Origin of the sequence: Janibacter sp. GS2, assembly GCF_051200835.1 — a bacterium.
GTDB lineage: Bacteria > Actinomycetota > Actinomycetes > Actinomycetales > Dermatophilaceae > Janibacter.
In genome coordinates this window covers 2,317,910-2,340,305 of the sequence record NZ_CP195161.1, presented here as the reverse complement: position 1 = coordinate 2,340,305, position 22,396 = coordinate 2,317,910, and the positions used below count along the sequence as shown (strand labels likewise).

22 protein-coding genes are annotated in these 22,396 nt (G+C 71.1%); 14 read left to right on the top strand and 8 right to left on the bottom strand.

All coding sequences use genetic code 11. The features are described from left to right. Position 1: 1 nt before the first annotated feature. The gene (locus tag ACR9E9_RS11275) at positions 2 to 208 is read right to left on the bottom strand and encodes a DUF5703 family protein (RefSeq protein ID WP_435198582.1); all 207 of its coding nucleotides are present in this window, start codon (positions 206 to 208) and stop codon (positions 2 to 4) included. A 38-nt stretch (positions 209 to 246) separates the two neighbouring features. On the opposite strand from ACR9E9_RS11275, the gene ACR9E9_RS11270 reads away from it, so the two are divergent. Continuing rightward, positions 247 to 585 carry a primosomal protein gene (locus ACR9E9_RS11270; RefSeq protein WP_435198581.1) on the top strand — a complete coding sequence of 113 codons (339 nt, stop codon included), beginning with the start codon at positions 247 to 249 and terminating at the stop codon, positions 583 to 585. Between the two features lie 24 nt (positions 586 to 609). On the opposite strand, the gene ACR9E9_RS11265 is transcribed toward ACR9E9_RS11270, so the two are convergent. Then, positions 610 to 1,620 carry a magnesium and cobalt transport protein CorA gene (locus ACR9E9_RS11265; RefSeq protein ID WP_435198580.1) on the bottom strand — a complete coding sequence of 337 codons (1,011 nt, stop codon included), beginning with the start codon at positions 1,618 to 1,620 and terminating at the stop codon, positions 610 to 612. 40 nt (positions 1,621 to 1,660) lie between these two features. Here ACR9E9_RS11265 and ACR9E9_RS11260 point away from each other — a divergent pair, with 40 nt between their 5' ends. Genes ACR9E9_RS11260 through mshC form a run of 4 tightly spaced genes read left to right on the top strand, consistent with a single transcriptional unit; the run spans position 1,661 to position 4,948 of the window. Beyond that, positions 1,661 to 2,374, top strand: a complete 714-nt coding sequence (locus ACR9E9_RS11260; RefSeq protein ID WP_435198579.1) for an MSMEG_4193 family putative phosphomutase — start codon at positions 1,661 to 1,663, stop codon at positions 2,372 to 2,374. Then, a complete protein-coding gene (locus tag ACR9E9_RS11255; RefSeq protein ID WP_435198578.1) occupies positions 2,371 to 2,889 on the top strand; it encodes a DUF3090 domain-containing protein in 519 nt (172 codons plus the stop codon). Before ACR9E9_RS11260 ends, ACR9E9_RS11255 begins: the two co-directional genes overlap by 4 nt. Positions 2,890 to 2,894: 5 nt before the next feature. Further along, the gene (locus ACR9E9_RS11250) at positions 2,895 to 3,683 is read left to right on the top strand and encodes an SCO1664 family protein (RefSeq protein ID WP_435198577.1); all 789 of its coding nucleotides are present in this window, start codon (positions 2,895 to 2,897) and stop codon (positions 3,681 to 3,683) included. A gap of 23 nt (positions 3,684 to 3,706) precedes the next feature. Then, positions 3,707 to 4,948: a cysteine--1-D-myo-inosityl 2-amino-2-deoxy-alpha-D-glucopyranoside ligase gene (mshC, locus tag ACR9E9_RS11245; RefSeq protein ID WP_435198576.1), complete on the top strand. Its 1,242-nt coding sequence runs from the start codon at positions 3,707 to 3,709 to the stop codon at positions 4,946 to 4,948. Positions 4,949 to 4,958: 10 nt separating this feature from the next. Here the strand turns inward: mshC and ACR9E9_RS11240 are convergent, their stop codons facing one another. Next, complete coding sequence (locus ACR9E9_RS11240) at positions 4,959 to 5,816, bottom strand: PAC2 family protein (protein ID WP_435198575.1); 858 nt, start codon at positions 5,814 to 5,816, stop codon at positions 4,959 to 4,961. A 33-nt stretch (positions 5,817 to 5,849) separates the two neighbouring features. Here ACR9E9_RS11240 and ACR9E9_RS11235 point away from each other — a divergent pair, with 33 nt between their 5' ends. Further along, complete coding sequence (locus ACR9E9_RS11235; protein WP_435198574.1) at positions 5,850 to 6,548, top strand: HAD family hydrolase; 699 nt, start codon at positions 5,850 to 5,852, stop codon at positions 6,546 to 6,548. 27 nt (positions 6,549 to 6,575) lie between these two features. On the opposite strand, the gene ACR9E9_RS11230 is transcribed toward ACR9E9_RS11235, so the two are convergent. Both ACR9E9_RS11230 and metH read right to left on the bottom strand, forming a co-directional pair. Then, positions 6,576 to 7,421, bottom strand: coding sequence for a RecB family exonuclease (locus ACR9E9_RS11230; RefSeq protein WP_435198573.1), 846 nt, complete (start codon positions 7,419 to 7,421; stop codon positions 6,576 to 6,578). Further along, positions 7,418 to 11,140 carry a methionine synthase gene (metH, locus tag ACR9E9_RS11225; RefSeq protein WP_435198572.1) on the bottom strand — a complete coding sequence of 1,241 codons (3,723 nt, stop codon included), beginning with the start codon at positions 11,138 to 11,140 and terminating at the stop codon, positions 7,418 to 7,420. Before metH ends, ACR9E9_RS11230 begins: the two co-directional genes overlap by 4 nt. A gap of 72 nt (positions 11,141 to 11,212) precedes the next feature. Here metH and ACR9E9_RS11220 point away from each other — a divergent pair, with 72 nt between their 5' ends. The 3 genes from ACR9E9_RS11220 to arc are packed head-to-tail and all read left to right on the top strand — an operon-like array spanning position 11,213 to position 15,088. Next, a complete protein-coding gene (locus ACR9E9_RS11220; RefSeq protein ID WP_435198571.1) occupies positions 11,213 to 12,319 on the top strand; it encodes a site-2 protease family protein in 1,107 nt (368 codons plus the stop codon). A gap of 11 nt (positions 12,320 to 12,330) precedes the next feature. Continuing rightward, positions 12,331 to 13,359 (top strand): tRNA (adenine-N1)-methyltransferase, encoded by a 1,029-nt coding sequence (locus ACR9E9_RS11215; RefSeq protein ID WP_435198570.1) that lies wholly within the window; start codon positions 12,331 to 12,333, stop codon positions 13,357 to 13,359. Between the two features lie 58 nt (positions 13,360 to 13,417). Beyond that, positions 13,418 to 15,088 (top strand): proteasome ATPase, encoded by a 1,671-nt coding sequence (gene arc / locus ACR9E9_RS11210; protein WP_435198569.1) that lies wholly within the window; start codon positions 13,418 to 13,420, stop codon positions 15,086 to 15,088. A gap of 4 nt (positions 15,089 to 15,092) precedes the next feature. Here arc and ACR9E9_RS11205 read toward each other — a convergent pair whose 3' ends face one another. From ACR9E9_RS11205 to ACR9E9_RS11195, 3 genes are read right to left on the bottom strand one after another with little or no spacing between them, the layout of a single operon-like run. Then, the gene (locus ACR9E9_RS11205) at positions 15,093 to 15,704 is read right to left on the bottom strand and encodes a DUF3054 domain-containing protein (RefSeq protein WP_435198568.1); all 612 of its coding nucleotides are present in this window, start codon (positions 15,702 to 15,704) and stop codon (positions 15,093 to 15,095) included. Between the two features lie 2 nt (positions 15,705 to 15,706). Further along, positions 15,707 to 16,699, bottom strand: coding sequence for an alpha/beta hydrolase (locus ACR9E9_RS11200; RefSeq protein WP_435198567.1), 993 nt, complete (start codon positions 16,697 to 16,699; stop codon positions 15,707 to 15,709). After that, complete coding sequence (locus ACR9E9_RS11195) at positions 16,696 to 17,673, bottom strand: alpha/beta hydrolase (protein WP_435198566.1); 978 nt, start codon at positions 17,671 to 17,673, stop codon at positions 16,696 to 16,698. Before ACR9E9_RS11195 ends, ACR9E9_RS11200 begins: the two co-directional genes overlap by 4 nt. A 60-nt stretch (positions 17,674 to 17,733) precedes the next feature. On the opposite strand from ACR9E9_RS11195, the gene dop reads away from it, so the two are divergent. Genes dop through pafA form a run of 5 tightly spaced genes read left to right on the top strand, consistent with a single transcriptional unit; the run spans position 17,734 to position 22,394 of the window. Beyond that, positions 17,734 to 19,230, top strand: a complete 1,497-nt coding sequence (dop, locus tag ACR9E9_RS11190) for a depupylase/deamidase Dop (protein WP_435198565.1) — start codon at positions 17,734 to 17,736, stop codon at positions 19,228 to 19,230. Positions 19,231 to 19,282: 52 nt separating this feature from the next. Then, positions 19,283 to 19,480, top strand: coding sequence for a ubiquitin-like protein Pup (locus ACR9E9_RS11185; protein WP_435198564.1), 198 nt, complete (start codon positions 19,283 to 19,285; stop codon positions 19,478 to 19,480). Continuing rightward, positions 19,477 to 20,304 carry a proteasome subunit beta gene (prcB, locus tag ACR9E9_RS11180; protein ID WP_435198563.1) on the top strand — a complete coding sequence of 276 codons (828 nt, stop codon included), beginning with the start codon at positions 19,477 to 19,479 and terminating at the stop codon, positions 20,302 to 20,304. The genes ACR9E9_RS11185 and prcB overlap by 4 nt, the downstream gene beginning before the upstream one ends. Further along, on the top strand, positions 20,301 to 20,996 hold the full coding sequence (gene prcA / locus ACR9E9_RS11175; RefSeq protein ID WP_435198562.1) for a proteasome subunit alpha: 696 nt from the start codon (positions 20,301 to 20,303) through the stop codon (positions 20,994 to 20,996). Before prcB ends, prcA begins: the two co-directional genes overlap by 4 nt. Positions 20,997 to 21,005: 9 nt before the next feature. Then, the gene (gene pafA, locus ACR9E9_RS11170) at positions 21,006 to 22,394 is read left to right on the top strand and encodes a Pup--protein ligase (protein WP_435198561.1); all 1,389 of its coding nucleotides are present in this window, start codon (positions 21,006 to 21,008) and stop codon (positions 22,392 to 22,394) included. The last annotated feature ends 2 nt before the right edge of the window (positions 22,395 to 22,396 follow it).

Sequence of the window (22,396 nt, the reverse complement as noted above, 5' to 3'; positions counted from 1 at the left end):
CTCAGCGCATCCGGACAGGAGGGGACGCCGGGCGGGGCACGCGGATGATCTTGCGGCGCAGCCAGGCCTTCTGCACACCCCCGAGGTAGACGACCATCCGGTGCAGCTCCCAGTGGCCGTACTCGGCGTGGTCGGTCAACTCCTGCCGGACGGACGAGCGTGTCGTCCCCCTGGGGAAGTGGATGGTGCGGAACTCGTACTCGGGCATCGGTGCCATTGTCGCCCATGGCCTGTAGCGTCTGCCTCATGAGCGACCCCCGCCCCGCCCTGAATCAACTGATCGCCGCACTGGAGCGCCACCTCGAGGCCTCGTCGCAGCGACGTGGCGAGGACGACCCCACCGTCGTGGCCGCCTACGAGGACCTCGCCGATGCCTTCGAGGCCTACGACGACGCCCTCCACGACTCGACCGGCGAGATGACCCCGCTCGTCGTCGTCGACGAGCAGTTCATGGTCGATGACGACTCGGACGACTCCGAGGATGACTCGGATGACGACTCGGACGGGGACTACGACGACGACGAGGACGAGCAGAGCTACGGCGGCCTCGACGACGGTGACTACGACGAGGACGACAACCGCTGATCCGCCGGCAGCCCCCCGTCCGGCTCACAGCCAGCCGGAGCGTTTGAAGAGCCGGTAGAGCACGACGCAGGCCCCGATCATCGACAGGATGACCAGCGGGTAGCCGTAGTAGATCTCGTGGCCGCCGAGGTCACCGCTCGCATCGAGCTCGGGCATGCCCTTGAAGTTCATCCCGTAGACGCCCGCGAGCATCGTCGGCAGAGCAGCCATGGCGGCCCAGGCCGAGATCTTGCGCATGTCCTGGTTCTGCCGCACGCCGAGCTGGGCCAGGTGCGCGCTGAGCACATCCGTGAGCAGCCGGTCCTGCGACTCCGTGTTGTCGATGACGAGCGAGAGATGGTCCTTGACGTCGCGGAAACGCAGCCGCAGCTCCTCGCCGGGCACGGGGGTCGCCTCGCCGACGAGCTGGGTCAGCGGGCGCAGCAGCGGGTTGGCCGCGCGTTTGAACTCCAGCACCTCGCGCTTGAGCGCGTAGATCTCCTCCGTCCCGACCATGCCCTCGGCGGAGAAGACCCGACGCTCGATGGCGTCGAGGTCGACCTGCAGCTCGTCTTCGATCGCGAGGTACTGGTCGACGATGTGGTCGATGATCGCGTGGAAGACCCCCCACGTCCCGAGCTCCAGCGCACCCGGGTCCCGCTCCAGCCTCGTGCGCAACCCGGCCAGCGGGGCGGCCTCTCCCCGTCGGACCGTCACGAGGTGGTTGGCCCCGAGGAAGACCATGAGCTCCCCGGACAGCACGTCCGAGGTCTCCTCGAGGTAGCGAAGGGGGCGCAGCACGAGGAAGTAGCCGTCGCCGTAGCGCTCGAGCTTCGGTCGCTGGTCACCGACGATGGAGTCCTCGATGGCGAGGGGATGCAGGTGGAGCTCGTCCGAGACCCGCGAGAAGGTCTCCTCCGAGGGGTCCTTCATCCCGATCCACAGGAAGTCCGAGGAGCCCTCGCCACGGATCGTGTCGAGCTCCTCACCGATGTCGGAGCAGGGCAGGCGTCGGCCCTGGTGGTAGCGGGCCTGGTCGACGATCACGAGAGGCATCGTGTCAGCCGCGGGGCCCGAGGGCATCTAGGGTGAGGCCGTGGCGTACTGCATCCTCATCCGGCACGGCCGGTCCACGGCCAACACCCAGGGCGTCCTCGCCGGCTGGCTCCCCGGCATCGGTCTCGACGAGACCGGTCAGGAGCAGGCCGCGGCGCTCGTCGAGCGACTGAAGGGGACCCCCTTCGTCCACCTCGCGACGAGTCCGCTCGAGCGCTGCCGCCAGACGGCCGGCCCCCTCGCCGGGGCCCACGGCCTCACCCCGCAGGTGCACGACGGGATCGGCGAGTGCCGCTACGGCGCTTGGACCGGCCGCCCTCTCGAGGAGCTGGCGAAGGAGCCGCTGTGGCGGGTCGTGCAGGACCGGCCACGCGAGGCCACCTTCCCGCCCGGCGACGACTTCCCGGGGGAGTCGATCCCCGAGATGTCGGCCCGGGCGGTCGCCGCCATCCGGGAGATCGACGCCACCGTGACCGCCGAGCACGGGGAGCACGCCGTGTGGGGCGCCTTCAGCCACGGCGACATCATCAAGGCGGTCCTCGCCGACGCCGTGGGCACCTCGCTGGACGAGTTCCAGCGGCTGCACGTCGACCCGGCCTCGCTCTCGGTCGTGCGCTACACCGACAAGCGCCCGATGCTGCTGCGCACCAATGACAGCGGATCGTCGTCGCTGCGCCCCCCGAGGCCGAAGGACACGTCGGAGGCGGGCGACGCAGCGGTCGGCGGAGGTAGCGGACTAGGCTCTGGGTCATGAGCGTCGTCGAGTTCCACCCCCCGGAGCGCTTCATCCTGGGCACGGTCGGTCCCCCCGGAGAGCGGACCTTCTTCCTCCAGGCCAGCGACGGTGATCGCCGGGTCCAGGTGTCCTTGGAGAAGTTGCACGCCCAGGTCCTCGCCGAGCGGATCGGCGAGCTGCTCGATCAGGTGGCCGGGCTCGAGGCGACGATCCGGGCGGCCGCGGACGCGGCCGACAACGCCCCCCTGGACACGCCCATCTCCGAGGACTTCCGGGTCAGCGCCCTCGCGCTGTCCTGGGACGAGGAGGATCACGTGGTGATCATCGAGGCGCACGACCAGGACCCTGACGAGGTGGAGGAGGGGGCCCACGTCAACACCCTGCGCGCCTCCCTCTCACCGGCGCAGGCCCGCGCCTTCGCCCGACGCTGCGAGACGGTCGTGCGCGCGGGTCGCCCCTCGTGCCCCTTCTGCGGCGGAGCGCTCGACCCCGAGGGGCACATCTGCCCCCGCGCCAACGGTTACAAGCGCTGACCGACGTGGACCTCGGCACGACCTTCGCGCAGGGAGAGATCGCCGTCCTCGGGCGGCACCCGTCGGCGAGCAACGTCGTCCTCGTGGCCGAGCTGCGCGCGGCCGACCTCGAGCCGGTGACGGTCTCCTACAAGCCGATCGCCGGTGAGCGGGCGCTGTGGGACTTCCCCGACGGGTCCTTGGCGGCCCGCGAGGTGGCGGCCTCCCGGATCGACACCCTCGCAGGCTTCGACCTCGTCCCCGAGACCGTCCTGCGCGAGGGGCCCGCGGGGCCCGGCTCCGTGCAGCGGTGGATCGGTGAGCTCTCGGAGCCCGCGGTGACACCCATTGCCGTGACCGCCCCGGAGGAGGTCCCGCCCGGCAACATCGTGGTCCTCGCCGGCGAGGACGAAGGGGGCGCCCCCCTTCTCGTGTCCCACCCCGACGACCCCCGCCTGCGCTCGATGGCCGTCCTCGACGCCGTCCTGAACAACTCCGACCGCAAGGGTGGCCACGTCCTGGCGCACGGGGACCGGCTGTGGGGCATCGACCACGGTGTCAGTCTGCACGCCGACCCCAAGCTGCGCACCGTGCTCTGGGGGTGGGCCGGCGACCCGCTCACCCCCGAGGACTCCGCCCGGCTGACGCGTCTTCGCGCCGCACTCGCCGACGCGAGCGTCGAGCGCGAGCTGCTGGACCTGCTCACGGCCGCGGAGCTGGAGGCCCTGCACGAGCGGGTGGCCGGGCTGCTGCGCTCGGGCGTCCATCCGCAGCCGTCCGGTGAGTGGCCGTCGATCCCGTGGCCACCGCTGTGACCACGACCTCGTAGGCTGTCCGCGTGAGAGCCTGGCCGTCCCCGAATGTCCCCGTCGTCCCCGGCGACCCCGTCTCCCTTCGTCTGCACGACGTGGCCCGTGAGGTCGTGGCTCCGGTCGAGTCGTCGGACCCGGCCCGCCTCTACGTCTGCGGGGTGACGCCCTACGACACGACCCACATGGGTCACGCGGCGACCTACGTGACCTTCGACCTGGTCAACCGGGCGCTGCGTGACGGCGCACGTGCCGTGACCTTCGTCCAGAACGTCACCGACGTCGACGACCCGCTCTTCGAGCGCGCCGCCCGCGACGGCACCGACTGGCGCGACCTCGGTCGGGAGCAGATCGCGCTCTTCCTCGAGGACATGACCGCGCTGGGCGTCATCCCGCCGGAACACTTCATGGGCGTCATGGAGTCGATGCCCGCGATCATCTCGGCCGTCACCGGTCTCGTGGAGCGCGGCGTGACCTACGAGGTGGTCGAGGACGGGGTCCGTGACACCTACCTCGATCTCGCGATGGCGGGCGGCCTCGGCGAGCTGGGCCACCTCGACCGCGAGACGATGCTCACCTTCTCCGCAGAGCGCGGCGGTGACCCGCAGCGACCGGGCAAGCGCGACCCGCTCGACCCGATGGTGTGGAAGGGCGAACGTGACGGCGAGCCGGCCTGGGACGCAGGGCGGCTCGGGCCGGGACGTCCCGGCTGGCACATCGAGTGCACGGCCATCGCCATGGAGCACCTGGGGGATCGCATCGACGTGCAGGGCGGGGGCACCGACCTCGTCTTCCCGCACCACGAGATGTCGGTCGTCCAGGCCGAGGCGCTCACCGGCGTACGGCCGTTCGCGGCGCACACGGCGCACCAGGCGATGGTCGCCTACGACGGCGAGAAGATGAGCAAGTCCAAGGGCAACCTCGTGCGCGTCTCGACCCTGCGCAGCGAGGGCGTCGACCCGATGGCGGTGCGCCTGGTCCTGCTGGACCACCACTACCGCGGTGAGTGGGAGTGGACCGACGAGGGCCTGGCCACCGGTGTGGCCCGCCTCGATCGCTGGCGCTCGGGCATGTCCACCGACGGTGGGCCCGATGCCACGGCGACGATCGCTGCCGTGCGCGACGCCATCGCCGACGACCTCGACACGCCGACGGCGCTGGCTGCCGTCGACGCGTGGTGCGAGGTGTCGCTGGGCGCCGGTGGCGACGTCCGCGCGGCACCGGGCGAGCTCGCGCGTGCCGTGGACGCCCTGCTCGGCATCCGTCTGTGACGAAGGGCGCTCAGCCCGGCCCCGTGGTGTCCTCGCCCCGACGACGCAGGTAGCGCTCGAACTCCTTGGCGATGGCGTCGCCGCTCGCCTCCGGCAGCTGGGAGGTGTCCTGCGCGCTCTCGAGGGCGGAGACGTACTCCGCGACCTCCTCGTCGGTGTTCGCGAGCTCGTCGACACCGCGCTCCCAGGCCCGGGACTCCTCCTCGAGCTCCCCGTGCTCGATCACGGTGTCGAGCAGGTCCTCCAGCTGGCCCAGGAGGGCGAGGCTGGCCTTGGGGCAGGGGACCTCGGCCGCGTAGTGCGGGACGGCCGCCCAGGCGGAGACCGAGACCATCTCGACCTGGTGGGCGCCGTCCGCGACCACCCCGGTGATGCCGGTCGGGCCCTCGTAGCTGGAGGGCTCGAGGTCGAAGCGGTAGGAGGTCGCCGGGTCGGGGCTCGTCGAGGACGCGGGGATCGGGCGCGAGTGGGCGACATCGGCCAGCAGCGCGCCGAGGGTGATCACCGTGCCGACCCCGTGGGCGGCGGCCAGGTCGAGCAGCTCGGTGGTGAAGGCGCGCCAGCGGAAGGAGGGCTCGATGCCCGTGACGAGGAGGACGTCGCGGCCGAGCGAGTCCGGGGAGGCCAGGAGCACCCTCGTGGTGTTCCAGTGGATGCCCCGACCCTGCCCCTGGTTGGTGATCCGGGGCCGGGTCACCTGGAAGTCGTAGTAGTCCTCGGGGTCGACCGCCGCGACGGTCTCCGCCTCCCACAGGTCGGTGAGGTGCTCGATGACTCGGGTGGCCGCCTCCCCGGCGTCGTTCCAGCCCTCGAAGGCGATAATCATCACCGGGTCGTGCAGCTCGGGCAGGTCCTCGATCTCGATCACGTGCACCAGCCTACGACGCGTACCGTGGCGCGCGTGAGCACTGTGGTGAACCCGGCGAGCACGCCGCGCGACCTGCCCGCCGCCGTCCTGTGGGACATGGACGGCACCCTCGTCGACACCGAGCCCTACTGGATCGCCGCCGAGCACGAGCTCGTCGACTCCTTCGGTGGGACGTGGACCCAGGAGCTGGCTCTCCAGCTCGTGGGCAGCCCGTTGCTCGTGTCGGCACAGTTCATCCTCGACAACTCACCCGTCGACCTGCCCGTCGAGGAGGTCGTCCACCGACTGCAGTCACGGGTCGTCGAGCAGATCGGCGATGCGGTGCCGTGGCGCCCCGGCGCCCGAGAGCTGCTCGCGGCCTGCCGTGAGGAGCAGATCCCCTGCGTGCTCGTGACGATGTCGTGGACCGACCTCGCCGAGGCGGTGATCGGTGCGGTGGGGCCCGGTTCCTTCGACTTCATGGTCACGGGGGACCGGGTCACCCACGGCAAGCCCCACCCGGAGCCCTATGAGACGGCGGTCCGCAGGCTCGGCGTGCGCGCGGGGGACTGCGTGGCGCTGGAGGACTCGCCGACCGGGGTCCGCTCCGCCGTGGCCGCCGGCGTCCCGACGCTCGCCGTCCCGCACGTCGTCGAGGTCCCCGAGATCCCCGGCGCGGTGCCGGTCACCACTCTGGTGGGGCTCACCCCCTTCGACCTGCTCCGAACCGCGACCCGCACCGCATCTGCCTAGGCAGATGCGACCTCCTGACGCATTTGCCTAGGCAGATGCGGGGGAGGGCGGTGGGGAGCCGGTGACCTCCGGCGTGACGATCTCGATGACCTCGGGCATGTCCGGCGGGGTCCCGCCGAAGGCCGGGCACAGCGGCTTGAAGTCGCACCAGCTGCACAGCCTCGACGGGTTGGGGCGGAAGTCACGCTCGGCCACGGCCCGCTCGATGGCCGCCCACACCGCCTTGACGTTGCGCTCGAGGGAGAGCAGGTCGGCCTCGTCCGGCTCGTAGCGGATGACGGTCCCGTCCCCCAGGTAGACGAGCTGCAGGAGGTCGGGGATCCGACCGGTCTGCCGCCACATGACGAGCCCGTAGAACTTCATCTGGAACAGTGCCTTGCCCTCGAAGCCCGGGCCCGGGGTGCGTCCCGTCTTGTAGTCGACGACCCGGACCTCCCCCGTGGGGGCCACATCGACCCGGTCGATGACCCCACGCAGGGTCAGGCCGTCGATCTCGACCTCGACCTTGACCTCACGTTCAGCCGGTTCGAGTCTCGAGGGGTCCTCGAGGGTGAACCACCGATCGGTGAGTTTGCCGGCGGCCGCGAACCACGAGTCCTCGGTGAGCGTGTCGTCCGCGGAGAGCATCTCGGCGAGCTCGGGACGCTCGGCGACGAGCGCCTCCCACTGCCCGGGGACGAGCGACTGGGCCGCCTCGGGGGTGCGCTCGGCGGCCGGCAGCTCGAAGATCTCCTCGAGCACGGCGTGGACGAGGGTTCCCCGGGCTGCGGCAGGGGAGGGCGCCTCGTCGAGACGGTCGATCGTGCGCAGGCGGTACTTCAGCGGGCACTGCTTGTAGTCCGCCGCCCGCGAAGGGGAGATGGCCGGCTTCACTCCGGCGCGTAGCCGAGGTTGGGGCCGAGCCAGCGCTCGGCCTCCTTCATGGTCCAGCCCTTGCGGCGGGCGTAGTCCTCGACCTGGTCCTTGGCGATGCGCCCGACGACGAAGTACTGGCTGTCCGGGTGACCGAAGTACCAGCCCGAGACCGCGGCTCCGGGCCACATCGCCATCCCCTCGGTGAGCTCGATGCCGATCTCGTCGACGTCGAGCAGCTCCCACAGGGTCGTCTTCTCCGTGTGGTCGGGGCAGGCCGGGTACCCGGGCGCGGGCCGGATGCCCTGGTACCGCTCCTTGATGAGGTCCTCGTTGCCGAGCTGCTCATCGGTGGCGTAGCCCCAGTACTCCCGGCGGACGCGGGCGTGCAGGTGCTCGGCGAAGGCCTCGGCGAAGCGGTCGGCGAGCGCCTCGAGGAGGATCGCGTTGTAGTCGTCGTTGTCGGCCTTGAACTCGGCGATCTTCTCCGCGGCGCCCATCCCACCGGTCACGGCGAAGGCCCCGACCCAGTCCTTGATCCCGGTGTCCTTGGGAGCCACGTAGTCGGCGAGGCTCCGGTTGGGCACGCCCGGACGGTGCTTGCCCTGCTGCCGCAGCATGTGCAGGGTGTGGGCGACCTCGGACCGGGACTCGTCGGTGTAGATCTCGATGTCGTCCCCGACGGCGTTCGCCGGGAAGAGGCCGATGACCCCCTTCGCCGTCAGCCACTTCTCCTCGATGATCCGGTCGAGCATCACCTGGGCCTCGTCGTAGAGCTTGCGGGCGACCTCACCGGTTGCCGGGTTGTTGAGGATGTCCGGGAAGGACCCCTTCAGCTCCCAGGCGTTGAAGAAGGGCTGCCAGTCGAAGTACGCGCGCAGCTCGGCGAGGTCGTAGTCCTCGAAGACCACCCGGGAGGGGGAGACCGCCGCGAAGTGGGAGTGCTCCGTAGCCCAGTCGATCGGGGTGCGCGCCGCGAGGGCCTCGTCGTACGCGAGCATCGGGCGGTCGTTGTTCTTCGACGCGTGGCGTCGCCGGAGCGACTCGTAGTCGGCACCGACCTCGTCGAGCAGCTTCGTCCGGCCGGTGGCGCTGAGCAGCTGGCTGACGACCGGGACCGAGCGGGAGGCGTCCTTGACCCAGACGACCGGCCCCTCGTACTGCTGGTCGACCTTGACCGCGGTGTGCGCCCGGGAGGTCGTCGCACCGCCGATGAGCAGCGGGATGTCGAAGCCCTGGCGCTCCATCTCCGCGGCGACCCCGACCATCTCGTCGAGCGAAGGCGTGATCAGGCCGGAGAGGCCGATGATGTCGGCGTTCTCCTCCTTGGCGGTCGCGAGGATCTTCTGGGTCGGCACCATGACCCCGAGGTCGATGACGTCGTAGTTGTTGCACTGCAGGACGACGCCGACGATGTTCTTGCCGATGTCGTGCACGTCGCCCTTGACCGTGGCCATGACGACGAGCCCCTTGGAGCGGGAGACGTCCCCGGGCTTCTTCGCGGCCTCGATGTAGGGGATCAGGTGGGCGACGGCCTTCTTCATCACCCGGGCGGACTTCACGACCTGGGGCAGGAACATCTTGCCGGCCCCGAAGAGGTCGCCGACGACGCCCATGCCGTCCATGAGCGGGCCCTCGATGACCTCGATCGGCTCGCCGCCGGAGGCCTCGAGCTCCTGTCGCAGCGCCTCGGTGTCGTCGACGACGTGGTCGTCGATGCCCTTGACGAGGGAGTGCGTGATCCGCTCACGAAGGGGGAGCTCGCGCCACTCCTCGGTGGCCTCCTCCGCCTTCTCCCCGGTGCCGCGGTACTGCTCGGCGATCTCCAGCAGCCGTTCGGTGGAGTCCTCGCGCCGGTTGAGCACGACGTCCTCGATCCGCTCCCGCAGCTCCGGGTCGAGGGTGTCGTAGGGCTGGAGGGCGCCGGCGTTGACGATGCCCATGTCCATCCCGGCCTCGATCGCGTGGAAGAGGAAGACCGCGTGGATCGCCTCGCGGACCTCGTTGTTGCCGCGGAAGGAGAAGGAGACATTCGACACGCCACCGGAGACGAGGACGTGCGGCAGGTTCTGCTTGATCCAGCGGGTGCCCTCGATGAAGTCGGTGCCGTAGGGGGCGTGCTCCTCGATGCCCGTGGCCAGCGCGAAGATGTTCGGGTCGAAGACGATGTCCTCGGCGGGGAAACCGACCTCCTCGGTGAGGATGCGATAGGCCCGGGCGGCGATGTCCTTGCGGCGCTGCAGGTCGTCCGCCTGGCCGTCCTCGTCGAAGCCCATGACGACGATGGCCGCGCCGTACTTGCGGCACAGCCGCGCCTGCTCGATGAAGGGGGTGAGGCCCTCCTTCATCGAGATGGAGTTGACGATCGCCTTGCCCTGGGTGCGCTGCAGACCGGTCTCGATGACCTCCCACTTCGAGGAGTCGATCATCAGCGGCACCCGGGAGATGTCCGGCTCCGAGGAGACGAGGTTGACGAAGGTCCCCATCGCCTGGACGCCGTCGAGCATGCCCTCGTCCATGTTGATGTCGATGACCTGGGCCCCGGACTCGACCTGCTGGCGGGCCACGGACAGCGCGGCCGGGTAGTCCGCCGCCTCGATGAGCTTGCGGAAGCGGGCCGAGCCGGTGACATTCGTGCGCTCACCGACGTTGACGAAGAGGGACTCGTCGGTGACGGTGAAGGGCTCCAGGCCGGACAGGCGCAGGGCCGGCGCCACCTCGGTGGGGGTGCGCGGACGGGCGTCCCTCGCCCCCTCCGCGATGGCGGTCACGTGCTCGGGGGTGGTCCCGCAACAACCGCCGAGGATGTTCACCAGGCCCGAGGTGGCGAACTCGCTCACGAGCCCGGCCATGTACTCGGGGCTCTGGTCGTACTCGCCGAAGGTGTTCGGCAGCCCGGCGTTGGGGTAGGCCGAGACGAAGGTGTCGGCCACGCGACCGATCTCGACGAGGTACTCGCGCATCTCCTCGGCACCCAGCGCGCAGTTCAGCCCCACGGCCAGCGGCTGGGCGTGCCGCACCGAGTTCCAGAAGGCCTCGGTGGTCTGCCCGGTCAGGGTGCGGCCCGAGGCATCGGTGATCGTCCCGGAGACGATGACCGGCCAGCGCCGCTCGTACTCCTCGAAGAGCGTCTCGAGGGCGAAGATCGCGGCCTTGGCGTTGAGGGTGTCGAAGATCGTCTCGATGAGCAGGATGTCCACGCCCCCCTCGACGAGGCCGCGGGCCTGCTCGAGGTAGGCCTCCACGAGCTGCGTGAAGGTGACGTTCCGCATGCCGGGGTCGTTGACGTCCGGGGAGATCGAGGCCGTGCGGACCGTCGGGCCGAGCGCACCGAGGACGAACCGGGGGCGCGCGGGGTCCCGGGCGGTGAACTCGTCCGCGGCCGTGCGGGCCAACCGCGCGGCCGCCACGTTGATCTCGCGGGCGAGCTCCTCCATGCCGTAGTCGGCCAGGGAGATCCGCTGGGCGTTGAAGGTGTTCGTCTCGATGAGGTCGGCGCCGGCCTCCAGGTACTGCCGGTGGAGGTCGGTGATCAGCTCCGGCTGGGTCAGCACGAGCAGGTCGTTGTTGCCCTGCACGTCGCGACCCCAGTCGGCGAACCGCTCGCCGCGGAAGTCCTCCTCGGACAACCCCTGGCGCTGGATCATCGTCCCCATCGCACCGTCCATGACGAGGACCTGCTCGCGCAGGATCTGCTGGAGGTGCGCGGTGGCGTCGGGGCGAAGGGCGGTGTCGGTCACCGGGCCATCCTGTCATCGGGGTCGGGGCCTTCCATTATCGGCGACCAGCGTGCCTCGCCTAGGGTCGGGTCCATGGCGCAGACCCCCGAGCAGACCCCGCGGGGCATCCGTCTGGCCACGATCGGCTCGGTCCCCGTGTACCTCGGCTGGTCCTGGCTGCTGCTCGGGGTGGTCATCGTCGTGCTCATCGGTCCGGGGACGGCGGCCCGGTTCGGGACGGTGACCGGCTACGGGATCGCCGCGGCCTACGCCGTGGCCCTCCTGCTGAGCGTGCTGGCCCACGAGGCGGCCCACGCCGTCGTCGCCCGGGCCTTCGGACACCGGGTGCACCGGGTCGTCGCGGACCTGTGGGGCGGTCACACCGCCTTCGACGCCACCCACGGCACCGCGTGGACCGCTGCGGCCATCGCGGTCGTGGGCCCCCTGACCAACGCGGTCATCGCCCTGCTCGCCTTCGGGGGAGCGGTGGCGTCCGGCTCCGCGGTCCTCGTGACCCTCCTCAGCGGCGTGGCCTTCGTCAATGGCGCGCTGGCCGCCTTCAACCTCCTGCCGGGCCTGCCCCTGGACGGCGGCCAGGTCGTCGAGTCCCTCGTCTGGGCGGTCACGGGCGACCAGTCCCGCGCCCGGATCATCGCCGGGTGGGCCGGCCGGGTCCTCGTCGTCCTCCTCGTCGTCGCGATCATCGGCCTGCCGCTGCTCAACGGGTCCTCGCCGCAGCTGACCACGACCCTGTGGACGGCACTCATCGGGGCCTTCCTGTGGTCGGGGGCCAGCGCCGCGATCAGCCAGGGCCGGGCCATGGGCACCATCAAGGGCCTCGACGTCGCCGCGGTGCTCGAGCCGGCCGCCGCCATCGCGGACGACCGCCCGCTGTCCGAGCTGACCTCCCTTCGCGCCCTGCCGGTGGTGGTCGACGCCACCGGTCGGCCCATCGGACTCATCGACCACGACGCCCTGCGCTCGGTCCCGGCCGAGGCCGTGGACCGCACGCCGGTCTCCGCCGTGACCACGCCCGGACCGACGGGGTGGAGCACCGAGCTGCGTCCCGGTCACGAGGCGATGGATCTCGTGGTGGCCTTCCAGGAGTCGCGCTCGAACATCGTCGCCGTCACCGAGGGCGGCGCCCTGCGCGGGGTCGCCCGCGCACAGCGGGTCAACGCCGCCCTCGCGCGGAACTAGACTCGCCGACCATGAGTGCCACCGGATCCGCCTACCGCCGAGGACCCTTCCGCGAAGGGGACCGGGTGCAGCTGACCGACCCCAAGGGTCGGATGCACACGATCACGCTGACCCCCGGGAAGCAGTTCCACACCCACCGGGGCCACGTCAAGCACGACGACCTCATCGGTCAGCCGGACGGCTCGACGGCGACGAACACCGCGGGCACCGAGTACCTCGTGCTGCGCCCCCTCCTGTCCGACTACGTCATGTCGATGCCCCGCGGTGCGGCCGTGATCTACCCCAAGGACGCCGGTCAGATCGTGGCGATGGCCGACATCTTCCCGGGCGCGAGCGTCGTCGAGGCCGGCGTCGGCTCCGGTGCCCTGTCGATGTCCCTGCTGCGCGCCGTCGGTGACACCGGGCGGGTGCACTCCTTCGAGCGGCGGGCCGACTTCGCCGAGATCGCCCGGGCCAATGCGCAGGCCTTCTTCGGCGAGGACCACCCGGCGTGGACCGTGACGGTGGGTGACCTCGTCGAGTCCCTGCCCGATGCCGTCGAGCCCGGCAGCGTCGATCGCGTCATCCTCGACATGCTCGCTCCGTGGGAGTGCCTCGAGGCCGTCGCCGACGCACTGGCCCCCGGTGGCGTGCTCATCTGCTACGTCGCGACGGCCACCCAGCTGAGCAAGGTCGCCGAGGCCATGCGGGACCACGGCACCTTCACCGAGCCGGACGCGTGGGAGTCGATGGTGCGTGGCTGGCACCTCGAGGGCCTGGCCGTGCGCCCGCAGCACCGGATGCACGGGCACACCGGATTCCTCATCAGCACCCGCCGGCTCGCTCCGGGGGTCACCCCACCGATGCGCAAGCGCCGACCCGGACGCGGCTACTCCGCCCAGGAGGAGGCGGGCACGGACACCGCCCCGTCACCCGAGGCGGATGCGCCGGCGGGGACCGAGGGCGCCGAGTGGACCTCCGAGGCCCTGGGGGAGCGGGTCGCGTCGCAGAAGAGGATGCGCAAGCTCGCCCGAGGAGTGGTCCCCCCTTCGCCGCGATGACGCCTCGGGGGAGACTGGGTAGGACACCGCCCCACCCGGCGGGAAGGGAGCAGAGCCGATGACCACGGAACCGACGCCCTCCGATGGGCGCGACCTGCGCGAGCTGCGGGCCGAGCTCGCCCGGGAGAAGTCGCAGGCCACGACCGTCGCCTCGCAGAACGAGCGCCTCGTGCGCACCCTCAAGGATGCCCGGCAGCAGATCGTCACGCTGCGGGAGGAGATCGAGCGGCTCGCCCAGCCCCCGGCCTCCTACGCGGTGATCGTCGCGGTCCACGCCGAGGACGAGGCGGTCGACGTGCTCAGCGGGGGCCGCAAGATGCACGTCGCCGTCAGCCCCGCGGTCGCGACCGACGAGCTGGCGATCGGACGTGAGGTCCGCCTCAACGAGGCGATGAACGTCGTCTCCGTGCACGGGGAGGACGTGGCGGGCGAGGTCGTCGTCGTCAAGGAGGTCCTCGACGAGGACCGACTGCTCGTGCTCATGCGCCAGGACGAGGAGCGCGTGGTGCGCCGGGGCGCACGTGTGACGGAGAAGCAGGTGCGGGTCGGCGACGCCGTCCTCATCGACCAGCGCAGCAACATCGCCGTCGAGCGCATCCCGCGCGCCGAGGTCGCCGACCTCGTCCTCGAGGAGGTGCCCGACCTCGGGTACGACGACATCGGAGGCCTGAGCGAGCAGATCGAGGCGATCCGCGACAGCGTCGAGCTGCCCTACCTGCACGCCGACCTCTACGAGCGCCACCAGCTCAAGGCGCCGAAGGGGGTGCTGCTCTACGGTCCGCCCGGCAACGGCAAGACGATGATCGCCAAGGCCGTCGCCTCGTCGCTGGCGCGCAAGGTCGCCGAGCGCACCGGCCAGGAGAGCGCCACCGCCTACTTCCTCAACATCAAGGGCCCGGAGCTGCTGAACAAGTACGTCGGCGAGACCGAGCGGCACATCCGGCTGATCTTCCACCGTGCCCGGGAGAAGTCGAGCGACGGCACCCCCGTGGTCGTCTTCTTCGACGAGATGGACAGCCTCTTTCGCACCCGGGGCTCCGGTGTCTCCTCGGACGTCGAGACGACGATCGTGCCCCAGCTGCTCGCCGAGATCGACGGGGTCGAGGGGCTGGACAATGTCATCGTCATCGGCGCGACCAACCGCGAGGACATGATCGACCCGGCGATCCTGCGCCCCGGTCGACTCGACGTGAAGATCAAGATCGAGCGCCCCGACGTCGAGGGCGCCAAGGACATCTTCAGCAAGTACCTCACCACCGACCTGCCGCTGCACCCCGAGGACCTCGAGGAGCACGACGGGGACCGCCAGGCGACGATCGAGGAGATGATCGAGGCCGTGGTGGAGCGGATGTACGCGGAGTCCGACGAGAACCAGTTCCTCGAGGTCACCTACGCCGGCGGCGACAAGGAGGTCCTGTACTTCAAGGACTTCAACTCCGGCGCGATGATCCAAAACATCGTCGACCGCTCGAAGAAGGCGGCCATCAAGGACTTCCTCACCACGGACATCGAGGGTTTGCGCGTGGGTCATCTGCTCGATGCGTGCGTGGCGGAGTTCAAGGAGAACGAGGACCTGCCGAACACGACCAACCCCGACGACTGGGCGAAGATCTCCGGCAAGAAGGGTGAGCGGATCACCTACATCCGCACGCTCATCGGCGGCAAGAGCGGCGCCACCGAGCCGGGCCGCTCGATCGACACCGGCTCCCGCACCGGCCAGTACCTCTGACGGGTCAGGTCGGCTCGTCGTCGCGGCGGCTGCCCTGACGCTGGTCGAGCCCGAGCTCACGGGCGACGCGGTCGCGGTCCTGCGGTGGCACCACGCCGCGGCCCCGGGCGGTGCCGCCGGGACCCCCGAGCTCGTCCAGCCCGAGCGGGTCGCCGACGGGGGTGTGCTCGACGGGCTCGTGGACGCGACCGCGCCCCGCGTCCGGGGCCCGGCGGGCCTGCGGCCGCCGGCGGTCGAGCAGCCACAGGACGGCTCGCCACCCGAGGAGCGTCACGCCGAGGAAGAGCGTCGCGACGACGACGAAGGGCAGGGCCGTGCCCTGCCCCGACGTGTCGCGGAAGGCCATGCCGGCGAAGACCGTCGAGATCCACACCGGGAGCCCGTGCCACAGGCGGGTGGGCCAGGCCCGGCTCGTCATGGCGACGACCGCCCAGCCGATGAGCAATCCGGCGAGGAAGGGCCAGGCCGTCTCCCACCACCCGGCGGGGTCGAAGGGCTCGTCGTGGGTGCGCCGACCGATGAGGGTGAAGGCGGCGACGACGAGCAGGTCCAGACCGGCCGCGAGGGCGGTGCGCGGCCCCGGGGAGGACAGTGCCTCCTCGCGTGGGCGGACCACGGTCAGGACCCCTCGCCGAGGTGGTGGCGCAGCTGCGTGACCAGCTCCGCGCGGTGCTGCTGCCCGGTGCGGGCGACGCCCGGGAAGCTCGCGAAGCCGTGCGGCAGCCCCACGTAGTTCGTGGCCCGCACCTCGACACCGGCGGTCCGCAGGGCGCTGGCGTAGCGGGTGCCGTCGTCCCGGATCGGGTCGAGGTCGGCCGTCTGGACCAGGGCCGGCGCCACGCCGGTGACGTCGCCGAAGAGCGGCGAGACGAGCGGGTCGGTGGCCGGCACGGCGTCCGGGGCGTCGCCGAGGTAGTGGCGCCGGAAGGTGTGGATCTTCGCCTCGTCGAGGACCGCCCCGTGGGCGTGCTCGCGGATCGAGGGCGAGGCGAGGGTGAGGTCGGTGGCGGGGTAGATCAGCGCCTGGTGGCGGATCACCGGCAGCCCGTCGGCGCTGAGGTCCTTCAGCTGCTGGGCCACGATCGCGGCGAGGTTGCCCCCGGCGGAGTCGCCGCACACCGCGAACCGCCTGCGGTCGACGCCGTGGTCGGCGTGCTCGTGCAGCCACCGGGTGGCGTCGATGGCGTCGTGCGCGGCGACCGGGGCCCGGTGCTCCGGCGCCATCCGGTAGTCGACGCTCACGACGACCGCGTCGAGCCGGGACGCCAGGTGGCTGCAGATGGGGTCGTACATCCGCGTCGACCCCTGGACCCAGCCGCCACCGTGGAAGAAGACCACGAGCGGACGGTCCGTGCGGGGGCCGGGCGGGGTGTACCAGCGAAGGGGGATGGCCGCGCCGTCACGGGCCGGGGCGCCCCCTTCGTCGACGGTCACGTCGGCGACGACGCGCCCGGTGATCCACGAGAAGGGAGGGAAGGTCGGGTAGACCTGCGCGCGGGCCCGCTCGATGTCCTCCTGGGTGGCGTCGACGATGGACGGTCGGCCGAAGCCGTCCAGGTACATGGTCAGCAGCCCGGTCAGCGGGGCCGTGCCGGGGTAGGGGCGCTTCATGCGGGCTCCTCGTGCAGGTGGTGGCGGAGCTCGCCGACGAGCTCCTCGAGCGCGGGGTACCCGGCCGCGGTCAGCCCGGGGAAGTTGATGAACCCGTGTGGTGCCCCCCGGTACATCGTGTGCCGCGTCTCGACGCCTGCGTCGCGCAGGGCGTCGGCGTAGGCCTCGCCGTCGGGACGAAGGGGGTCCAGCTCTGCGGTCTGGACGAGGGCCGGTGGCAGCCCGGCGAGGTCGCCGTGGGCCGGGGAGAGGATCGGGTCGCGGTCATCGGCGTCCCCGAGGTAGAGGCTGCGGAAGGACCGCAGCATGTCGGGCGTGAGGATCGGGTAGTGCTGGTCCAGCTCCTGCAGGTGCTCCAGCTCACGCTCGGTGAGGTCGGGCGCCGGGTAGACGAGCGCCTGGTGCCGCAGTCCCGCGACGCCCGCGTCCCGCAGGTGCTGGGCCAACCCGGCCGCGAGGTTGCCGCCGGCGGAGTCGCCCGTGACACCCACCGAGTCCGCTCGCACCCCGAGGTCGAGCGCGTGCTCCAGCGCCCATACCGCCCCGTCCTGGCAGTCGTGGACGGCCAGGGGCGCGCGGTGCTCCGGCGCCATCCGGTACGCGACGGTCACGACGACCACGCGAGCAGCCGCGGCGACCGTCGTGAGGTAGGGGTCGTAGGCGCCGACGTTGCCGATGACGAACCCGCCGCCGTGGAAGTGCAGCAGCAGCGGGAGTTGCTCCGAGCTCTCCGAGACCGGTGGCCGGTGGATGCGCACCTTCAGCTCGTGGCCGTCGCGGGCCCGGATGCGGCGACTCTCGCTCGTGACGCTCGGGTCGGGGCGTCCCACGACCCAGGTGTAGGGCGGGCGCATCGGCACCGACCCTCGCATCCGGGAGAGCTGCTTCGCCGTCATCTCCTCGGCGGTCACTCCGGAGCGGGTGCACAGGTCGAGCACCTTCGTACGCCAGGGCATCCACGTCGACGAAGTCATCCATCCATTGAACACGCTCCCTCCCGGAGGACCGTGGGAGGGCGCGCCTACCCTTGGGCCATGAGCGTGCGACGGGTCATGGGCATCGAGACCGAGTACGGCATCGCGGTGCCGGGCGACCCCCGGGCCAACCCGATGGCAGCCTCCGGTGAGGTCGTCACGACCTACGCCCGGGCCCACGGCCTGCGAGCGGCCCACGGTGCGTGGGACTACAGCGACGAGCGCCCCCTCGTCGATGCGCGGGGCTTCGAGATGCCGCGCGCACGGGCGGACCTCTCCCAGCTGACGGACGCCGAGGACCCGACGCTCGCCAATGTCGTCCTCGCCAACGGCGCGCGGCTCTACGTCGACCACGCCCACCCGGAGTACTCCTCCCCGGAGGTCACCTCACCACGTGACGCCGTGGTCTGGGACCGGGCCGGGGAGCTGGTCATGCGTGAGGTCGTCGGCCGACTCGCGGACCGGCCCCCGGGGATCAACCTCTACAAGAACAACACCGACGGCAAGGGTGCCTCCTACGGCACCCACGAGAACTTCCTCGTGAGCCGGCGGACCCCCTTCGACCGGATCATCGGGGGACTGACTCCCTTCTTCGTCGCCCGCCAGGTGATGTGCGGTGCCGGTCGCGTCGGGATCGGCCAGGAGAGCGAGCGGGCCGGCTACCAGATCGCCTCCCGCAGTGACTTCTTCGAGGCGCCGGTCGGTCTGGAGACGACCTTCAAGCGGCCGATCATCAACACCCGGGACGAGCCGCACGCCGACCCCGACGTCTGGCGGCGGCTGCACGTGATCATCGGCGACGCCAACCAGGCCGATGTCGCGAACCTGCTCAAGCTCGGCTCGACCTCGCTCGTCCTCGCCCTGATCGAGGCCGGGGCGAATGATCGCTCGCTCGAGGTCCTCCACCCCGTCGAGGCGCTCAAGGTCATCTCGCACGACCCGACCTGCCGCGCCACCGTCCGGATGCGCGACGGACGCGACCTCACGGCCGTCCAGATCCTCGCCGAGTACCTGCAGATGGCCACGGCCTTCGTCGAGCGCGAAGGGAGTGACCCCGCGACCGACGAGGTCCTCGGCCACTGGGAGCGGGTGCTCGGGCTGCTCGACCACGACCCGATGGACGCCGCGCCCGACATCGACTGGGTCGCGAAGCTCGCGCTGCTGGAGCGCTACCGCGAGCGCGACTCCCTGCAGTGGGGGGACCCGAGGCTGACCGCGATCGACATCCAGTTCTCGGACGTGCGCCCCGAGAAGGGGATCTTCCACCGGCTCGAGGCCGCGGGACGGGTCACCCGCCTCACCTCGGACGAGGAGGTGCGCGCGGCGGTCGCCCACCCACCGCAGGACACGCGGGCGTGGTTGCGGGGGAGGGCGGTCGAGGCCTTCGGCGAGCACGTCGTCTCCGCCTCGTGGGACAGCCTCGTGGTGCGCCTGCCCCGAGCCGGCCGGGTCGCCCGGATCTCGCTCATCGACCCGCTGGCGAACTCCCGCGCGGACACCGAGGCGCTGCTGTCCGCCGGGGACGTCGACGACCTCGTCGCGGGCCTCGGGGCATAGGCTCGAACCCTCGGGTGTGACGAGGCAGCCGAGGTGAGCCGAAGGAGCAGTCATGGCGCAGGAGCAGGTCCGATCGCAGCGGTCCGGTGGCGGCGACGAGGGTCCCGCCGACGAGGGCGCGAGCCAGGTCGCCGCACAGAACACCGCTCGGGACGAGGGCGTCGACTCCGTGCTCGACGAGATCGACGGCGTCCTGGAGTCCAACGCCGAGGAGTTCGTCAAGGGCTTCGTGCAGAAGGGCGGCCAGTGACCGCCGACCGGGACCGGGGGCGACTGCCGGCGGCCTTCCTCACCGCCGGAGGCGCCTCCTTCACCGAGTTCGTCGCCGGACACGAGCCGCAGCTCCTGCCCGGGCGGCGCACGCTGCCCGGCACGCCCGCGGTCGAGGCCCCGCACGGGACGACGGTCGTCAGCCTGACCTGGTCTGGCGGCGTGCTCATGGCGGGTGACCGTCGGGCCACGATGGGCAATGTCATCGCCAACCGCGACATGGAGAAGGTCTTCGCCGCGGACGGGCTCTCCCTCGTGGGGATCGCCGGGACGGCGGGCGTGGCCATCGAGATGGTCCGCCTCTTCCAGGTCGAGCTCGAGCACTACGAGAAGATCGAGGGCGTGCACATGTCCGTCGAGGGCAAGGCCAACCGGTTGGCTGCCATGCTGCGCGGCAACCTCGGGCTGGCGATGCAGGGGCTGGCGGTCGTGCCCTCCTTCGCCGCCCACGACCCGCACGAGCGCCGCGGCCGTCTCTTCTCCTACGACGTCACCGGCGGGTGCTACGAGGAACGCGAGCACCACAGCGTGGGCTCCGGCTCGCTCTTCGCGCGCGGTGCCCTGAAGAAGCTCTGGCGTCCCGGCCTCGATCGCGCCGAGGCCGTGCGCGTCGCCGTGGAGGCGCTCTACGACGCTGCGGACGACGACTCCGCGACCGGAGGGCCCGACGTCCACCGCCGCATCTGGCCGATGGTCGGTCTCGTCGACGAGGACGGCACGCGCTTCCTCGACGACGCGAGCGTCGAGGAGAGCGTGGCGGAGATCCTCGCGGCCCGTCGCGGCAACCCCGGAGGTGCCCGATGAGCCAGCCCCCGTTCTACGTCTCGCCCGAGCAGGTGATGAAGGACCGGGCGGACTTCGCCCGGGCCGGCATCGCCCGCGGCCGCTCGGTGGTCGTCCTCGGGTACGACGAGGGGATCCTCTTCGTCGCGGACAACCCGAGCAGCCGCTCGTTGAACAAGGTCAGCGAGATCTACGACCGCATCGGCTTCGCCGCCGTCGGCAAGTACAACGAGTTCGAGAACCTGCGGGTCGCGGGGATCCGCTACGCCGACCTGCGGGGCTACTCCTACGACCGCTCGGACGTCACCGCGCGGGCGCTGGCCAATGCCTATGCCCAGACCCTGGGCACCGTCTTCACCCAGGACCAGAAGCCCTACGAGGTGGAGATCGTCGTCGCCGAGGTCGGGCGCACCGCCGGAGACGACCGGATCTACCGGCTGACCTATGACGGGTCGGTCTCCGACGAGCACGGCTGTGTCGCCATCGGTGGCGACAGCGACCGGCTCAACGAGGCCCTGCTGGAGCGGTGGGAGCCCGGGCAGAGCCTGGGCAGCGCCTTCGACCTCGCCGTGGGCGTCCTCTCCCTTCGCGCCGAGGGGGAGGTGCCCGGGACGAGCATCCCGCTGGACTCGCTCGAGATCGCCGTCCTGGAGCGGGATCGCCCACGGCGCTGCTTCCGGCGACTGACCGGTCCTGTCGGGACCGACGGCTAACCTGCTCTCGTGGAGCGACGCATCTTCGGGATCGAGACCGAGTTCGGCATCACCGCCGTCTCGGACGGACAACGACGGCTCACCCCGGACGAGGTGGCCCGCTACCTCTTCCGCAAGGTCGTGACCTGGGGGCGGTCGAGCAATGTCTTCCTGCCCAACGGCTCGCGGCTCTACCTCGACGTCGGCAGCCACCCCGAGTACGCGAGTGCCGAGTGCGACGACCTGCGCACGCTCATCGCGCACGACCGGGCGGGGGAGCGGATCGTCCAGGACCTCGTCGAGGACGCCCAGGAGCGGATGGCCGAGGAGGAGATCTCCGGTGAGATCTACGTCTTCAAGAACAACGTCGACTCGGCCGGCAACTCCTACGGCTGCCACGAGAACTTCCTCGTCGCCCGCACCGACAACTTCGGCCGGGTCACCGAGGGGCTCCTGCCCTTCCTCATCACCCGCCAGCTCATCGCCGGGACCGGCAAGCTCATGGCGGGCACCCGGGGGACCCGCTTCTCGGTGAGCCAGCGGGCCGACCACATCTGGGAGGGCGTCTCCTCGGCGACCACCCGGTCGCGGCCGATCATCAACACCCGCGACGAGCCGCACGCCGACGCGGAGCGCTACCGGCGGATGCACGTCATCGTCGGTGACTCGACGATGACCGAGACCACGACCCTGCTCAAGGTCGGGTCCGCCCACCTCGTGCTGCGGATGCTCGAGGACGGCGTGGCGCTGCCGGACATGACCCTGGACAACCCCATCCGGGCGATCCGGGACATCAGCCTCGACCGCACCGGGCGGACACCGGTGGCGCTGGCCGACGGGCGGCGGATGAGCGCCCTGGAGATCCAGGGGGAGTACCTGGCCCGGGCCACCGAGTACGCGGACCGCGAGGGCATCGATGACGCCGTGACCACGCAGGTCCTCGACCTGTGGGAGCGGACCCTGCGCGCGGTCGAGACGGACGACCTCGGGCTCGTCGACACCGAGATCGACTGGGTGGTCAAGTACCGACTCCTCGACGCCTACGCGGCGCGGCACGGCCTCGAGCTGGAGGACCCGCGGCTGGCGCAGCTTGATCTGGCCTACCACGACATCAACCCGCAGCGCGGCGTGCACCACCTGCTCCAGCGGGCGGGCAGGGTCGCCACCGTGGTCACCGACGAGGAGATCGCGAGCGCCGTCGACACGCCGCCGCAGACCACGCGGGCCAAGCTGCGCGGCGACTTCGTCCGCGCCGCTCGGGAGCACTCCCGCGACGTCACCGTCGACTGGGTGCACCTGAAGGTCAACGACCAGTCGCAGCGCACCGTGCTGTGCAAGGACCCCTTCCGCTCGGTCGACGAGCGGGTCCAGCGGCTCATCGACACGATGTCCGGTCAATCGGGTCCCACGACACCCTGAGG

What these genes read in the sequence shown, in the direction of transcription:
- ACR9E9_RS11270 (WP_435198581.1), top strand. Translation starts at nt 247, where the DNA reads ATGAGCGACCCCCGCCCCGCCCTGAATCAACTGATCGCCGCACTGGAG.
- ACR9E9_RS11220 (WP_435198571.1), top strand. Translation starts at nt 11,213, where the DNA reads ATGGCGCAGACCCCCGAGCAGACCCCGCGGGGCATCCGTCTGGCCACG.
- ACR9E9_RS11275 (WP_435198582.1), bottom strand. Translation starts at nt 208, where the DNA reads ATGCCCGAGTACGAGTTCCGCACCATCCACTTCCCCAGGGGGACGACA.
- ACR9E9_RS11200 (WP_435198567.1), bottom strand. Translation starts at nt 16,699, where the DNA reads ATGAAGCGCCCCTACCCCGGCACGGCCCCGCTGACCGGGCTGCTGACC.
- ACR9E9_RS11195 (WP_435198566.1), bottom strand. Translation starts at nt 17,673, where the DNA reads ATGACTTCGTCGACGTGGATGCCCTGGCGTACGAAGGTGCTCGACCTG.
- arc (WP_435198569.1), top strand. Translation starts at nt 13,418, where the DNA reads ATGACCACGGAACCGACGCCCTCCGATGGGCGCGACCTGCGCGAGCTG.
- ACR9E9_RS11255 (WP_435198578.1), top strand. Translation starts at nt 2,371, where the DNA reads ATGAGCGTCGTCGAGTTCCACCCCCCGGAGCGCTTCATCCTGGGCACG.
- ACR9E9_RS11185 (WP_435198564.1), top strand. Translation starts at nt 19,283, where the DNA reads ATGGCGCAGGAGCAGGTCCGATCGCAGCGGTCCGGTGGCGGCGACGAG.
- ACR9E9_RS11215 (WP_435198570.1), top strand. Translation starts at nt 12,331, where the DNA reads ATGAGTGCCACCGGATCCGCCTACCGCCGAGGACCCTTCCGCGAAGGG.
- prcA (WP_435198562.1), top strand. Translation starts at nt 20,301, where the DNA reads ATGAGCCAGCCCCCGTTCTACGTCTCGCCCGAGCAGGTGATGAAGGAC.
- ACR9E9_RS11265 (WP_435198580.1), bottom strand. Translation starts at nt 1,620, where the DNA reads ATGCCTCTCGTGATCGTCGACCAGGCCCGCTACCACCAGGGCCGACGC.
- dop (WP_435198565.1), top strand. Translation starts at nt 17,734, where the DNA reads ATGAGCGTGCGACGGGTCATGGGCATCGAGACCGAGTACGGCATCGCG.